Annotated in this window: 12 protein-coding genes; 10 read left to right on the top strand and 2 right to left on the bottom strand. The window is 40.1% G+C overall.

Annotated features, from left to right (window positions below):
- Positions 1-14 precede the first annotated feature (14 nt).
- The 10 genes from ACYQ2D_RS06400 to ACYQ2D_RS06355 all read left to right on the top strand — a co-directional run bounded on the left by ACYQ2D_RS06400 (position 15) and on the right by ACYQ2D_RS06355 (position 13,200).
- Positions 15-1,322, top strand: coding sequence for a TRAP transporter large permease (locus ACYQ2D_RS06400; protein WP_118701054.1), 1,308 nt, complete (start codon positions 15-17; stop codon positions 1,320-1,322).
- 549 nt (positions 1,323-1,871) lie between these two features.
- Positions 1,872-3,278, top strand: coding sequence for a glucuronate isomerase (gene uxaC / locus ACYQ2D_RS06395; RefSeq protein WP_187558340.1), 1,407 nt, complete (start codon positions 1,872-1,874; stop codon positions 3,276-3,278).
- Positions 3,279-3,557: 279 nt separating this feature from the next.
- Complete coding sequence (locus ACYQ2D_RS06390; protein WP_187558339.1) at positions 3,558-4,562, top strand: LacI family DNA-binding transcriptional regulator; 1,005 nt, start codon at positions 3,558-3,560, stop codon at positions 4,560-4,562.
- Positions 4,563-5,042: 480 nt separating this feature from the next.
- On the top strand, positions 5,043-6,995 hold the full coding sequence (thrS, locus tag ACYQ2D_RS06385; protein WP_117455175.1) for a threonine--tRNA ligase: 1,953 nt from the start codon (positions 5,043-5,045) through the stop codon (positions 6,993-6,995).
- Positions 6,996-7,239: 244 nt separating this feature from the next.
- Positions 7,240-7,551 carry a metal-sensing transcriptional repressor gene (locus tag ACYQ2D_RS06380; RefSeq protein WP_022304097.1) on the top strand — a complete coding sequence of 104 codons (312 nt, stop codon included), beginning with the start codon at positions 7,240-7,242 and terminating at the stop codon, positions 7,549-7,551.
- A 55-nt stretch (positions 7,552-7,606) separates the two neighbouring features.
- Entirely contained in the window at positions 7,607-10,138 is a 2,532-nt protein-coding gene (locus ACYQ2D_RS06375) for a heavy metal translocating P-type ATPase (RefSeq protein WP_459784930.1), read from the top strand.
- Positions 10,139-10,160: 22 nt separating this feature from the next.
- Entirely contained in the window at positions 10,161-10,415 is a 255-nt protein-coding gene (locus ACYQ2D_RS06370; protein WP_022304095.1) for a heavy-metal-associated domain-containing protein, read from the top strand.
- A 165-nt stretch (positions 10,416-10,580) separates the two neighbouring features.
- On the top strand, positions 10,581-11,768 hold the full coding sequence (locus ACYQ2D_RS06365; protein WP_459784929.1) for a pyridoxal phosphate-dependent aminotransferase: 1,188 nt from the start codon (positions 10,581-10,583) through the stop codon (positions 11,766-11,768).
- A 98-nt stretch (positions 11,769-11,866) separates the two neighbouring features.
- Positions 11,867-12,367 carry a COG2426 family protein gene (locus ACYQ2D_RS06360; RefSeq protein ID WP_187558249.1) on the top strand — a complete coding sequence of 167 codons (501 nt, stop codon included), beginning with the start codon at positions 11,867-11,869 and terminating at the stop codon, positions 12,365-12,367.
- 341 nt (positions 12,368-12,708) lie between these two features.
- Entirely contained in the window at positions 12,709-13,200 is a 492-nt protein-coding gene (locus tag ACYQ2D_RS06355; RefSeq protein ID WP_118701048.1) for a DUF1700 domain-containing protein, read from the top strand.
- A gap of 403 nt (positions 13,201-13,603) precedes the next feature.
- Here the strand turns inward: ACYQ2D_RS06355 and ACYQ2D_RS06350 are convergent, their stop codons facing one another.
- Positions 13,604-15,001: a YfcC family protein gene (locus tag ACYQ2D_RS06350; protein WP_459784928.1), complete on the bottom strand. Its 1,398-nt coding sequence runs from the start codon at positions 14,999-15,001 to the stop codon at positions 13,604-13,606.
- Positions 15,002-15,021: 20 nt separating this feature from the next.
- Positions 15,022-16,209 carry an amidohydrolase gene (locus tag ACYQ2D_RS06345; protein WP_459784926.1) on the bottom strand — a complete coding sequence of 396 codons (1,188 nt, stop codon included), beginning with the start codon at positions 16,207-16,209 and terminating at the stop codon, positions 15,022-15,024.
- Positions 16,210-16,483: the final 274 nt, after the last annotated feature.

Here is a 16,483-nt window from a genome sequence, read left to right as displayed (position 1 = left end):
GAGGAGTCTGATTTATGAGTATAGCAATTGTATCAGGAATCATCATTTTGGTTCTGCTGGTCATTATGTTAGTTGCAGGTGTACCGATTGCTGTAGCACTTGGTGTATCATCTGTATGTGCAATTCTTCCGGTTATGGATATCGACGTTGCGGTATTGACCGGTGCACAGCGAATTTTTTCAGGAATTTCAGTATTTAGTTTATTAGCAATTCCGTTTTTTATTCTTGCAGGAAACATCATGAATAAAGGTGGAATTGCCATCCGTCTGATTAACCTTGCAAAATTAATCACTGGACGTACTCCGGGTGCACTGGCTCAGACAAATGTTATCGCAAACATGCTCTTTGGAGCAATTTCCGGTTCTGGTACAGCAGCTGCTTCTGCTATGGGTTCTATTATCGGACCAATCGAAAAAGAAGAGGGATATGACCCGAACTTTTCCGCAGCGGTAAACATTGCGACAGCACCGACAGGACTTCTGATTCCGCCAAGTAATGTTATGATTACTTATTCTTTAGTAAGTGGTGGAACATCCGTAGCGGCCCTGTTTATGGCAGGATACATTCCCGGAATTTTATGGGGTCTTGCATGTATGCTTGTAATTTACATCATTGCAAAGAAAAAAGGATATCGTGCAAAATCAACATTTACAGCAAAAGAAGCCGGAAAAGTTATCTTACAGGCTCTGCCATGTCTGCTTTTGATAGTTATTGTAATCGGTGGAATTATTGGTGGTATCTTTACAGCAACAGAAGGCTCTGTTGTAGCAGTTGTATACAGCCTTTGCCTGTCTCTGTTTGTTTATAAATCCATTACCTTAAAAGACCTCCCGAAATTATTCAAAGAGAGTGCTGAAATGACAGGTATCATTATCTTTTTAATTGGTGTATCCAGTATCATGTCATGGGTTATGGCATTTACAAATATTCCGGAAGCAGTATCAAGCGGACTTCTTGCAATTACAAATAATAAATACATTATTTTCCTGCTGATTAATATTATTCTGCTTGTAGTTGGAACATTCATGGATATGACACCGGCATGTCTGATTTTCACGCCAATCTTCCTTCCGGTCTGCAGTGCACTTGGAATGAGTACCATTCACTTTGGTATTATGTTAATCTTTAACTTATGTATCGGAACAATTACACCGCCGGTAGGAACGACGTTATTTGTCGGTGTAAAAGTTGGAAATGTAAAAATTGAGACAGTATTTAAGCAGTTGCTTATTTACTTTGCAGCGATACTTGCTGTATTATTATTAGTAACCTATATTCCACAGCTTAGTTTATGGCTGCCAAGTCTGATGGGGTATGTATAAAGGGAAAGCGCTATCATTCACGCAGGCGCACGCAGTACAGTGAAAGTTAAGTGCTGTTATATTGACGCAGAATAATTGCTTCAGATACAAGGCGGAGGAATGAGGCGTAGCAGTAGCTACGGCGATTGACGACAACGCAGTAGATGAAAAATTAGACAAGTCAGGATGACAGTTGCTTAACAATTTCACTGTACAAACTACTTGTCGCTGGCAGCGGTACATAAGAGGCATAGCCTCTAAGTACCGGCCGCTCCAAAGTGTCTGCTTGTGAAAAGATAGCTAATTAAATGTTCCAATGGATGAAGTTACTTAGTAAAGTTCAAGTTGAATGAATGTGAAGCTTGGTTCATGTTTTTTGGTCAATCATGTTTTATATTGACTATAATGAAGTGTAGTAAAAAATAGATTGTTGATTTATTTGGACTAAATTGCATGTCAGGAGTATTTGATTGATAAAAAAGTAATGAATGGAACTTTAGAAGATATCTATTATGTACCGCAGGATTACCCTGTGGTGAAGCAAGAAATTTTATTAAGGAGGCTTTTGCAATGAAAGCATTTATGGATGAAAACTTTTTACTTGAAACTCCGACCGCACAGAAGTTATTTCATGAATATGCAAGTCAGGTGCCGGTTTTAGATTATCACTGTCATATCAATCCGCAGGAAATTGCTGAGGATAGAAAATTTGAAAACATCACACAGGTATGGCTTGGTGGTGACCATTATAAATGGCGTCAGATGCGTTCTAACGGAGTAGATGAATATTACATCACCGGTGGTGCATCTGACCGTGAAAAATTTCAGAAATGGGCAGAAACTCTGGAAAAGGCGATCGGAAATCCGCTGTATCACTGGAGTCATTTAGAGCTTAGAAAATATTTCGGTTATGAAGGCTATTTAAATGGAGAAACCGCAGAAGAAGTATGGAATTTGTGTAATGCAAAACTGCAGGAGGACAGCATGTCTGTTCGTAACATTATTAAGCAGTCTAATGTTACTTTGATTTGCACGACAGATGACCCGGTAGATGATTTAAAATGGCATCAGATGATTGCAAAAGATGACAGTTTTGATGTACAGGTACTTCCGGCATGGAGACCGGACAAGGCAATGAATCTGGAAAAACCGGAATATCTGGATTATGTAAAAACTCTTTCTGAAGTAAGTGAAGTAAAAATCGACAGCTTCAAGGCTTTAAAAGAAGCACTTGTAAAACGTCTGGATTATTTCCAGGCAAATGGCTGTAAAGTATCAGACCATGGTATCGAGTATGTTATGTATGCTCCGGCAGATGATGCAGAAGTCGAAAGAATTTTTGTCAAGAGACTTGCTGGTGAAGCGGTAACAAAAGAAGAAGAATTAAAATTCAAGACGGCATATTTACAATTCATGGCAGAAGAATATTATAACAGAGACTGGGTAATGCAGCTTCATTATGGATGCAAACGTGATAACAACACACCACGTTATAAGCAGTTAGGTCCGGATACGGGATATGATTGCATCAACAACTATGCACCAAGTTCTGAAACGGCAGATTTCTTAAATTCTTTAAATGTAGCAGATAAGATGCCGAAAGTGATTTTATATTCTTTAAATCCGAATGATAATGCAGCAATCGGAACAATTTTAGGATGTTTTCAGGACAGCAGTGCAATTGGTAAAATTCAGCAGGGTAGTGCATGGTGGTTTAATGACCATAAAACAGGAATGATTGAACAGATGACTTCTCTTGCAAATTTAGGTCTGTTAAGCAACTTCATCGGTATGCTGACGGACTCAAGAAGTTTCCTGTCCTATACAAGACATGAATATTTTCGAAGAATTATGTGTAATTTAATCGGCGGATGGGTAGAAAACGGAGAATATCCGGCTGACTACAAAGCATTAGAGAAAATTGTAAAGGGAATTTCTTATAACAATGCGGTTCGCTATTTTGGATTTGACTTATAAGAAAAACAGGCTTATTATTAATAGAGATACTTTTTGTGAACGCAGATAAGCATTCTCCCGTTTCAAATGTACGGGGCACGAAACAGTGGGTAAGGGGGATGTTTATGTCAGTGAGAACCTTTCGCTCTCACTGACAGGTCGCAAAGCGACTGCGTTCATAAGCAAGTTGCGAAGGGGATTGCAAATGTCCGCTTTACAGCAAAGAGGCATGGATTTTAAATCTGAAAATCCATGCCTCTTTAAAGAATCAGAATGATAGAAAGATGAGGAAACAAAGTCATTAACATTTACGATATAGCCAGAATTTCCGGTGTGTCAATCGCAACAGTTTCAAGGGTGGTAAACGGAAGCCAGAAAGTCAGTGAAAAGACCAGACAGAAAGTAATGGATGTGATAAAAGCAGAAGGCTATACGCCAAATATATTTGCGAGAGGACTTGGACTTGATTCAATGAAAACGATTGGAATTATGTGTCCAAACATTGCGGATAACTACATGGCAAGAGCAATTTCTCACCTGGAACAAAATTTTCATGAATATGGATATGACTGTATTCTTGGATGCAGTGGACACACAAGAGAAGCAAAAGAAAATTATGTAAAATTGTTATTATCTAAGAGAATCGATGCGCTTGTTATGGTTGGTTCTACTTATGGTGGAAACGGAGTAGAAGAAAAGGAGACGGCTTATATTAAAAATGCGTCGAAACAGGCGCCGGTCTTTTTGATTAACAGCTGGATTGAGGGAGAAAATATTTATTGTTCGAATGCAGATGATTTCTCTGCTGCTTATGAAGTGACCAGCGCATTGATTCGCCGTGGAAAGAAACGGATTTTATTTTTGTATGATTCGGAGACTTTCAGTGCAAAGCAGAAGATGGAGGGCTACGAAAGGGCGCTTTCCGATGCCGGTTATCCGGTGCTTGGAGATTTGAAGTTCCGTACCAAAAACGAAATCCATCATGCAAGAGATTTGATGCTTGCGTATAAGAATCTGGAGTTTGACAGTGTATTTGCAGTAGAAGACGGGCTTGCTGTTGCTGCTTTAAAGTATGCAAAGGTAAAAGGAATTTCGGTACCGGAAGAACTTTCTGTGGTTGGATATAATAACTCACCGCTTTCTGTAAGCTGTGAGCCAGAACTGACTTCTGTAGACAGCCGGATTGAACAGCAGTGTTACATAGCGGTGGAAAACATTGTAAAAGTGTTAGAGGGAAATACAGAAGTTTCACACCGTACCATTGTGCCGTGTGAAATCGTTAAGCGTTGTACGACAGATTTCTGATTCATTTTTGTAAAAAATGATTAAAAAAGAACGCTTGACAAATTAAAACACAATGCTATAATTGACTCATCAATAAGAAAATACGTTGACGAGACGAGTAAGATGTGGAAACGTTTCAGAGAGAGGCAGCCGGAGCTTCCGGTGCTGGAACTGCCTTAGCGGGAACCATCCGAAAACTACCTCTGAGTGACCCCAATCCGGTCCGGTGATTCCGTTATCATCAAAATGAAGTGGTTTGAAAATCAGTGTAACAGCTGATTTGTTTAGATGAAAAGCAAAAAGGGTGGAACCGCGGGTAATGTCTTTGCTCGTCCCTTGCATGAAAATGCAGGGATGGACAAGGACTTTTTTTATTCCATAAAAATCTCTGCGAAATAGATAATGATATTGATAAATGTAAATGTACTTTTGGAAAGTATTCTGCAAGAGCAGGAGAAAGATTCTAAGAGTGCATAAATAAAAAACAGGAGGAAAAAAGTTATGGTTATCACATTAAAAGATGGTTCTAAAAAAGAGTATGAAGAAGCAAAATCTGTAATCGACATCGCTTATGATATCAGCGAAGGTCTTGCACGTGCAGCTTGTGCCGGAGAAGTGGACGGAGAGGTTGTAGACCTGCGTACTGTTGTAGATAAAGACTGTGAAGTAAATATTTTAACAGCAAAAGATGAGAAAGGTCTTGCAGCACTGCGTCATACGGCATCCCATGTATTAGCGGAAGCAGTACAGAAATTATATCCGGATGCAAAAGTTGCAATCGGACCTTCTATTGATACAGGTTTTTATTATGATTTTGAGTGTCCGCCATTCTCAAGAGAAGCGCTCGATGAAATTGAAAAAGAAATGAAAAAAATCATCAAAAAAGGTGCAAAGATTGAGCGTTTCACAAAGACAAGAGAAGAAGCAATCGCATTTTTCAAAGAAAAAAATGAGCCTTATAAAGTAGAATTAATCGAGGATCTTCCGGAAGGAGAAGAAATCAGCTTCTATTCTCAGGGAGACTGGGTTGATCTATGTGCAGGTCCTCATCTGATGAGTACAAAGGGCGTAAAAGCATTTAAACTGCTCTCATCTTCAGGTGCTTATTGGAGAGGAAGCGAGAAGAATCAGATGCTGACTCGTGTATACGGAACTGCTTACGGAAGCAAGGATGAATTAAAAGAGCATCTGGAACAGCTTGAAGAAGCAAAGAAGAGAGACCACAATAAACTGGGTCGTGAAATGAAATTGTTTACAACAGTTGATGTAATCGGACAGGGTCTTCCACTGATTATGCCAAATGGTGTAATTATCATGCAGGAACTTCAGCGCTGGATTGAAGATGAAGAGACAAAACGTGGTTATGTCCGCACAAAAACTCCGCTGATGGCAAAGAGTGATCTGTATAAAATTTCCGGTCACTGGGATCACTATAAAGATGGAATGTTTGTATTAGGTGATGAAGAAACAGATAAAGAAGTATTCGCACTTCGTCCGATGACCTGTCCGTTCCAGTACTATGTATACAAAGCAGAACAGCACAGTTATCGTGATCTTCCACTCCGTTATGGTGAAACTTCTACTCTGTTCCGTAACGAAGATTCCGGTGAAATGCATGGCCTGACACGTGTTCGTCAGTTTACAATTTCTGAAGGTCATCTGATTGTAAGACCAGACCAGATGGTAAAAGAATTTAAAGATTGTATTGCACTGGCTCAGTACTGTTTACAGGTACTTGGTGTAGAAGAAGATGTAACTTATCATCTGTCAAAATGGGATCCGGAAGACAAAGAAAAATACATCGGCGAGCCGGAAGTTTGGAATGAAACAGAAGAACACATCCGTAATATGTTACAGGAATTAAATATTCCATTCGTAGAGGATGTAGGAGAAGCTGCATTCTATGGTCCAAAAGTCGATATCAATGCAAAGAACGTTTACGGAAAAGAAGATACTATGATTACGATTCAGTGGGATGCACTGCTTGCTGAACAGTTTGATATGTACTATATTGATGAAAATGGTGAGAAGAAACGTCCTTGCATTATCCATCGTACATCTGTGGGATGTTACGAAAGAACTTTGGCATGGTTAATTGAAAAATATGCCGGCATGTTCCCGACTTGGTTATGTCCGGAACAGGTGCGTGTGATTCCGATTTCTGAAAAATTCCATGACTATGCTGCAAAAGTAGAAGCAGAGTTAAAGGAAAATGGTATCCGTTGTTCCGTAGACCAGCGTTCTGAAAAGATGGGATATAAGATTCGTGAAGCTCGTCTTGCAAGAGTACCATATATGCTGGTAGTTGGTGCAAAAGAAGAGGAAGAAAACAAGGTATCTGTAAGAAGTCGTTACCTTGGAGATGAAGGTGCAAAAGATTTAGCAGATTTCATCGGTGCAATTAAGGAAGAAATTAAAAATAAAACAATTCGTAAAATTGAAGTAGAGAACTAAATATAGGTTTTAGAAATTAAGAAGAGAAAGGCATTTATTTGTTGAAAGGCAGATAAATGTCTTTTTCATTTTATTAAAATTTAAAATCTTCTATTGACAAATACCTCGTGGGGGTATATAGTGAAGATACCCACAGGGGGTATTTGAAGTTGGAAAATCCTATAGTTGTACAATGCGAACTACCACACGCCGAAAGGCATGTGGTTTTACGGCGATAGAAACTTATAAAGGAGCGTGTATGTAGATGTCTGAAGAAAAGAGAGGCTGTTGTTGTGGCAAAAAGACAACAATGCGTTCGGAAGAGGAACGAAAAAAATTAATCAACCGTCTAAGCAGAATTGAGGGACAGATTCGTGGAATCAAGGGAATGTTGGAAAATGATGCGTATTGTAATGATATTCTGGTACAGTCAGCAGCAGCGAGCGCAGCAATCAATGCATTTAACAAGGAACTGCTTGCAAGCCACATTCATTCCTGTGTGGTCAGAGATATTCGGGAAGGAAAAGACGAAGTAGTGGATGAATTAGTAGCTACTTTGCAAAAACTAATGAAGTAAAAATTACAAACTGTAAATTAGAAATGAAAAACAGAGAGAGGAGTTGAAAAAAGTTATGGAACAGTATACGGTAACCGGAATGAGCTGTGCAGCTTGCAGTGCCAGAGTCGAAAAAGCGGTTTCCAAAGTACCAGGTGTTACTTCCTGTTCAGTCAGTTTATTGACAAATTCGATGGGAGTAGAGGGAAGTGCAGACCCGGCAAGTATTATTTCAGCAGTGGAAGCGGCTGGGTATGGTGCATCTGTAAAAGGAGCAGATAAAAAGGCGAACACGCTGGCAGCAGATGAGGCAGCACTGGAAGATAAAGAGACGCCGGTTTTAAAGAGACGTCTGATTGCATCGGTTGGATTTTTGCTGGTATTGATGTATTTTTCCATGGGACACATGATGTGGGGCTGGTCTTTACCGGCATGGTTTCAGGACAACCACATTGCAATGGGAATTGTGCAGATGATTCTGGCGGCAATTGTCATGGTGATTAACCAGAAATTTTTTATTAGCGGATTTAAGAGTTTATGGCACAGAGCTCCAAATATGGATACGCTTGTGGCAATGGGTTCGATGGCATCGTTTGTATGGAGTGTCTATGTACTGCTTGCAATGACAAGAGCGCAGGTAGATGGAAATATGGATGCCGTTATGAATTATATGATGGATTTTTATTTTGAATCCGCAGCGATGATTCTGACCCTGATTACAGTCGGAAAAATGTTAGAAGCAAAATCAAAGGGTCGGACAACGGATGCATTAAAGAGTCTGATGAAACTTGCACCGAAAACAGCCGTGCTTGTAAGAGATGGAAAAGAAGTAACGGTTTCTATCGACCGGGTACAGAAAGGTGATATTTTCGTTGTTCGTCCGGGAGAAAATATTCCGGTTGATGGAAGAATTTTAGAGGGTCACAGTGCAGTCAATGAATCCGCACTGACCGGAGAAAGTATTCCGGTCGATAAAGAAACAGGAGATTTGGTTTCTGCGGCAACCATCAATCAGTCAGGATTTATTAAATGTGAGGCAACCAGAGTTGGAGAAGACACAACTTTGTCTCAGATTATCAAGATGGTGAGTGATGCGGCAGCGACAAAAGCACCGATTGCAAAGATTGCAGATAAGGTTTCCGGTGTGTTTGTTCCGGCAGTTATTACGATTGCAGTCATTACAACCATTGTCTGGCTGATTGCAGGACAGAGTGTGGGATATGCGCTGGCACGAGGCATTTCTGTACTGGTTATCAGCTGTCCATGTGCACTTGGGCTTGCAACTCCGGTTGCAATCATGGTAGGAAATGGAATAGGTGCAAAAAACGGTATTTTATTTAAGACAGCGGTTTCTCTCGAGGAAACAGGTCGTGTGCAGATTGTGGCACTAGATAAAACCGGAACAATTACAAGTGGAGAGCCAAAGGTAACAGATATTTATCCGGCAGATGGAGAAAATGAAGAAAGTCTGTTAAGAGAAGCGGCAATTCTGGAACAAAAAAGTGAGCATCCGCTTGCAAAAGCGATTTTGGAAAAAGTGAAAGAAAAGAAATGGATGCTTGAAGAGGCAGAGGAATTTGAGGCACTCCCGGGAAATGGTTTAAAGGCATCTTATAATAAGAAAGAACTGCTTGGTGGAAGCATGAAATTTATGCAGGAGCAGATTGGAATTTCCGAGGAAATGCAGAAACAGGCACAGCATTTTGCAAAAGAAGGAAAAACACCGCTGTTCTTTGCAAAAGAGCAGAAACTGCTTGGTATGATTGCCGTGGCAGATACCATAAAAGAGGACAGCCCAAGAGCAGTCAAAGAATTACAGAATATGGGAATCCGTGTGGTGATGCTGACCGGAGATAACGAGCGGACAGCAAAAGCGATCGGGGCACAGGCCGGTGTGGATGAAGTTATTGCAGGTGTGCTTCCGGATGGAAAAGAAAGTGTGATCCGTAAGTTAAAACAAAAAGGAAAAGTGGCAATGGTCGGCGATGGAATCAATGATGCTCCGGCACTGACAAGAGCAGATATCGGAATTGCGATTGGAGCAGGAACGGATATTGCAATTGACGCAGCCGATGTGGTACTGATGAAGAGTCGGTTAAGTGATGTTCCGGCAGCAGTGAGACTCAGCCGTGCAACTTTGAAAAATATCCATGAGAATCTGTTTTGGGCATTTTTCTACAATGTAATTGGAATACCGCTTGCAGCAGGTGTCTGGATTCCGATTTTTGGCTGGACCTTAAATCCGATGTTTGGAGCATTTGCAATGAGTCTTTCCAGTTTCTGTGTCGTATCAAATGCATTGAGATTGAATTTATTTAAGGTAAAAGACGCGAAAAAAGATAAAAAATTAAAAAATGAAGTCAGCGTATCCGAACTTTCTCTGACACAGACAGATGGTGAAACAAAGACTTTGAAAATTAAGGGTATGATGTGTGGTCACTGCGAAGCAAGAGTCAAACAGGCATTAGAAAGCCTTGAGGGAGTGGAAGAGGCAAAAGTAAGCCATGAAGCCGGAACTGCGGTAGTTATTTTAAGTGCACCGGTGGATGAGAAACTCATGAAACAAAATGTGGAGAAAGAGGGCTATAAAGTCCTTTCAATCAAATAAAAAATAAGAGAGGTATAAAGCTATGGTAAAAACAACACTTGGAATCGATGGAATGATGTGTGGAATGTGCGAAAGCCACATGAATGATGCAATTCGCAATAACTTTGATGTAAAAAAGGTAACATCTTCTCACAGTAAAAAACAGACCGAAGTGATTTCAGAAGAAGCATTAGATGAAGGAAAGTTAAAAGAAGTAGTAGAAAAGACTGGCTATCAGTTGACTTCTGTAGAAACAGAACCGTATGAAAAGAAGGGATTTTCTCTGTTTCACAGATAAGAAAATAGTAGGAACTGTTTTTTAGAAAAACGATAGAAAGGACGTTGTGGAGAGCAGCGTCCTTTTTTCTTTTGGCTTAAGTAAGAAGAACATTGATTTTCCTTTAACACAAGATTATAATAAAAAATAACGAAATTTTGAGACGACAAAAAGGAGAAAACGAGTATGATAGCAGATAAAATGAAAGCACTTGTAAAAAACAGCTCAGCAATTCGTGCTATGTTTGAAGAAGGAAAAATAATGGCAGCAAAATACGGGGCAGAAAACGTATATGATTTCAGCCTTGGAAATCCAAATGTGCCGGCACCGGTTCAGGTAAAAGAGGCAATTATCGAGGAAGCAGAGAAAGAAGACCCGATTGTACTGCACGGATATATGAGCAATGCAGGATATGAGGATGTGCGTCAGGCAGTAGCGGAATCCATCAATAAAAAATTTGATACTGCGTTTTCTGCAAAAAATATTATTATGACAGTTGGAGCAGCAGGGGGGTTAAATGTAATCTTAAAGACATTATTAAACCCAGGAGATGAGGTCATTGCAATTGCTCCATATTTTGGAGAATACAACAGCTATGTTTCAAACTTTGATGGAAAACTGGTTGTGGTAAGCCCGAACACCGAGACTTTCCAGCCAAATCTTACAGAACTTGAAGAAAAACTGACTGCAAGAACAAAGGCTGTCATTGTAAATTCACCGAATAACCCGACTGGAGTTATCTATTCTGAAGAAACCATTCAGGAAATGGCAGAAATTCTTCGTAAGAAACAAAAAGAATTTGGTACAGATATCTATCTGATTTCCGATGAACCGTATCGAGAGCTGGCTTATGATGGAGCAGAAGTGCCGTATTTGACAAAATATTATGAAAATGCTATCATTGGTTATTCCTTTAGTAAGTCGTTGTCTCTTCCAGGCGAGAGAATTGGTTATCTTGTTATTCCGGATGAGGCAGCGGATTCAGAGGATGTTATTTCTGCCGCAGGTACTGCGACACGTATTTTAGGTTATGTTAATGCCCCGTCTCTGATGCAGAAAGCAGTTGCGAAATGTTTGGATGCACAGGCAGACGTGCCATATTATGACAGAAACAGGGAAGATTTATATAATGGTTTAAAAGAGATGGGATTTGAATGTATCAAACCGCAGGGAGCATTTTATTTATTTATGAAATCTCCGGTTGCAGATGAAAAGGTATTCTGCGAAGCTGCAAAGAAACAGCATATTTTGATTGTCCCGGGTTCTTCTTTTGCCTGCCCTGGATACGTGCGTATTGCTTACTGCGTAGCACATGAAACGATTATTAATTCCATGCCTGGATTCAAGGCACTTGCCGAAGAATTTTTAGGCTAGTGTACTGTATCATTGATAGGTACACTAAAAAGAATGCGTTTGTAACTTCTGTAAAAAAGAGAGTACAAATGCATTTGGGAAAGTTACAGGAGGAAAGAATGGAGTCAATTGTACATTGGTTTGCCGCAAATATGCCGTCTTTTTTATCACCGGAGGTTGCCGTTTTTCTTGTTTCGATGGTGCCGATTCTGGAACTTCGAGGAGGACTGCTCTTAGCAACACTTTTAAAGATTCCGATGACGCAGGCGATTGTAATCTGTATAATTGGAAATTTAATTCCGATACCGTTTATTCTGCTTTTCATCAAACAGATTTTTAAATGGTTAAAGAAAACAAAATTGTTTTGTCCGCTTATTGAAAAACTGGAAAGAAGAGCGATGGGAAAGAGTGACCAGATAAAACGGTATGAATTCTGGGGACTGGTTTTATTTGTAGGGATTCCGCTTCCAGGAACAGGAGCATGGACAGGCTCTTTGGTTGCTTCTTTATTAGAAGTTGATTTGAAGAAATCTGTTCCGGCTATCTTACTCGGGCTTTGCATGGCTACGGTAATTATGTGTATCGTGGGTTATGGAGCTCTTGGTTCAATTTTATCTTAATTTAACCAAATCAAGGAAGTCCTCTGCTTCAATAGTAAAAGGCAATAAGCAATGGTGGGGACTTGCTTGTATCAGGAGGGGCAAGCCCCTTCTGATAAGCTGCGTAGCAGCTATTTGGTTATGAGCAAGTAGCGAAAGCGGATTGCGAATATCCGCTTGACAAAAGCGCTCAGTAGAGGTCTGAAAAGGATTTCTATAGAGCGTTTTTTATTGCATTTTAATAAAAAATTCACCAAACGGTCATTCTTTTTCTGACAGGATATGGTATCATAAAAGAGAAAATAAAAGAAAAAATCCGTGGAGTGTTTTAAGATGCTTAAAAACGGGAAAGGATAAAGATTATGAATAAGCGGGAATTTTTGGAAACACTAAAAGAAGCGCTTTCTGAAGAGATGCCGGCTTCTTTGGTAAGAGAGAATGTTCAATATTATAGTCAGTATATAGAGGGAGAAGTGGAGAAGGGCTGTACAGAAAAAGAAGCTGTGGCAAAGCTTGGAGCTCCGAGATTGATTGCAAAAACGCTTTTAGAGGCATTTGAAACGACAGGGCAGACTTATGGCTCTGATGGAAATCAAACAGCGTATCAGGATAGATATGGACGGCAGAATCGCTCAGAAGGGGACTATGGAACGACAGATGGAGACTGGGCGAGTGAGAGTATCAAAAATCAGATTAAACTCTCAAAACAGGCGAAGATTCATCTGGTAATCGGGATTTTAATTGCAGTCTGCGTGATTGTATTGATTGTCAGTCTGATTAGTGCCCTGCTTCCGATTGTACTGCCGGTACTTGCTGTACTGCTTGCATTATCTTATCTGCAGAAAAAGCTTTAACCGATTAGGCAAGCGGCGCAGCAGATTGTGAATATCCGCTTGATAAAAAGCCGGAAAGGGCAGAGAAAAACGGCACAGAAAACTCAGAAAAAATAGAAAAGAACAAAAAAAGAAGGTCTTGATAGGGGAGCTACCAAGACCTCCGAGGGGAGTATAAATAATTAAATAAGGGGTTATAATGTAAAAAAAATTTTTGAAGGGTAAATTCTTTTTACAAGTGATATTATAATATAAAAAGGGAAAAAAAGCAATGTTTTTCAGCTTTCTTTTTAGAAGGTTGACAAATATTGTCTTATTGCACAAAAAGAAAAAAAGGTTTGACAGAACGTAAAAAGAGGCGTTGAAATTTATGATTTCAATGCCTCTTTTGGAATTTATGGTTAAAGTTTTATTGTATCGGACGTTAGAAAACGATAGTTGAAATTCCAATTAAAATGCCCTGTGTAAGAAGTAGTACAAGGAAGATTGGAACGATGAATTTCCACCATTTTTCAATCTTTACACCGGCGATTCCACACATGATTGGTGCCATGGCGGTTGGCCATACAATGTTGGAAAGTCCATCGCCGAACTGGAATGCCAGAACAGATACCTGACGGGAAACACCAACTAAGTCTGCAAGAGGAGCCATAATCGGCATACTTGTAACCGCCTGTCCGGAACCGGATGGAATCAGGAAGTTTAATAAGGTCTGAACAACGAGCATTGCCTCTGATGCAACCCAGGATGGGAAGTAGTGCAGTGGAATAGAGATTCCATAAACAATGGTATCAATGATGTGTCCGGATTGTAATACAACCAGAATACCTCTTGAGAAACCAATCATCATACAGGCGACTGCGATATCAGTAAAGCTTGCTGCCATCTTCTCAGCGATGGTATTTGGTCCCCATCCCATGATAAGGGAGCTTACGATTCCCATGATTAAGAAAACAGCAGATAAGTCTTCAAAGTACCATCCTTTTACTTTAACACCCCATACAATGACTGCGATACCGGCAGCAAGAGTGGCAAGTACTAATTTTTCACGAATACCAAATGGGTGATTTTCTACTTCTTTTGCATCAATGGTTAAGTGACTGAAGTCATCGCCATATACAAGGCTCTTTGTCGGGTCAGCCTGAATCTTTAAGGCATAGCGGACAACAAAGATAGAAGCAACAACAATCATGGCAAGGTGGCAGATAATACGGTATCCTGCACCGGATAACTGCTGTAATCCGGCGATACTCTGTGCCATTCCAACGGTAAATGGGTTCATAACCGCACCGCTGTATCCAAGTCCAACACCAAGAGCGACAATTGCAAGTCCGACAACAGCATCATAACCCATGGCGATTGCAATTCCAACAAAAATTGGAATGAATGGGAAAGCTTCTTCAAAAACACCGATGGTAGAAGAAGCACAGCCGAGAACCAGAATAAAGACCGGAATAATAATAGCCCTCGTTTTTCCCTGAAGTATTTTTAAAAGTCCGGCAACCAGTCCGTTAAAGGCTCCGGTTGAGATAATTAAACCGATTGCAGCGTAAGCGATAAATACGAAGAAGATAACTCCGCCACCGTTTAACATACCATTGTAAATGGCTTTTACAGTTTCAAAAGGTCCAACCGGTGAAGAATCAACGGTGTGGTAAGTTCCGGGAACAACTACTTCCGTTCCGGCTTCGTTCACCTGACGGTCAAATTCTCCGGCTGGTAAAATCCAGGTTGCGACCGCACAGACAACAATGATAGCTGTCAGCAGTACGAAGATGTGCGGAAGTTTGAATTTTTTCTTCTTTTTCGTTTCTGTACCCATAATCAAGTCCTCCTCATCTGCTAGTCAGATTGTTTGTTCTTTAATTCTTTCTGCCATGCTTCATAAACAGTACTGCGGAAAGAATCGTCATTAAATATTTTCAGAGATAAATCAGCCAGACAACATGCGCCTTTTGCCATTGCATCGTGCGCCTTTGGTTTTAATGTGGCATCACGGAAATCTCTGGTATGCAGTGCAAAATTTTCATCTGTGATAGAAAGCATGGATTGCATTGCAGGACAGCGGTAGCTGATATTTCCAACGTCAGAAGAACCGGAAGCCGGTGGTACATCACCTACTTTTAATCCATAACCTGCCATCAGTTCGGTTATTTTATTTTCCAGAGGATAATTTCTTACCATATCTGCAAAATCAGAGAGTCCAAAGGTGAGTGTTACCGTACAGTCAAGTGCCATTGCAGCGGCATTTGCACATTTTTTAATCATTTCATCTACTTTTTCTAATCGGCTCATGGAAGCAGTACGAAATTCCATTCGTATTTTACTATAGTCCGGAATAATATTTGGAGCTTTTCCTCCATCTAAGATAACCGAGTTAACATGAATATCCGGTGTGAAGCATTCCCGCCTTGCGTCAATTAAATCAAGAAATTTTCTTGCAGCGGAGAGGGCACTTTTGCCATTCCATGGAGCAGCAACTGCATGAGCGGTTTCTCCAAAGAATTCAACTTCATAACAGCGCAGGCTTAAAACGTCCATATCTGGAAGAGAATATCCGCCTGAGCTGCTGTGCATCATAACTGCCATTGACATATCATCAAAGATTCCCTGTTCTGCCATTCCGATTTTTGCACCGTTTTCTTCTTCGGCAGGTGTTCCAATGACATAAAGTTTTCCTTTGAATTTATCTTTTAAATCCATTAAAGCAAGACCGGAAAGTACGGAGAGAGAACCGTGAAGGTTATGACCACAGCCATGTCCGATTTCCGGAAGTGCATCGTATTCTGCAAGAAGTGCAAGGGACGGACCATCGCCGTTATCAAGTTTGGCACAATAAGCGGTGTCATATCCGGCATAAGGATAGGTAACTTCAAATCCGGCTTCTTTTAAAATTTCTGCCATTTTTCGGCTGGATTCAAATTCCTGGTAAGGAAGTTCCGGATGCTCGGCTAAATCTTTGCTTAAAGCAATTGCCGTATCAAGATGTTTGTTGACGGCTTCTTTAATTTTTTCTTTTAATTCACTCATGAGAATCAGCTCCTTCTTCTGTCACATTCTAAAGTGTCAAAACTCACTTTTTGACACGCACATCATAATAGTAAGATGATTGCGTGTGTTTGACGTGAATAAAAAACAATTCACGTGATTAAGGCGTTGTACTATCGTATTCATGTATTAAAGTATACGTTGATTAGTATTATAGCACGTTACTGTGATAAAAACAAGAAGTAATAAAGAAAAAATGAAAAAAATATGTATAAATTCTAAACTTTTTGAAATACTAAGGTTTGTAACAAAAATC

The organism is Blautia stercoris (assembly GCF_054657695.1).
Note: the sequence above shows the minus strand (reverse complement) of the source record. Positions and strands in the feature narration are given on the sequence as shown.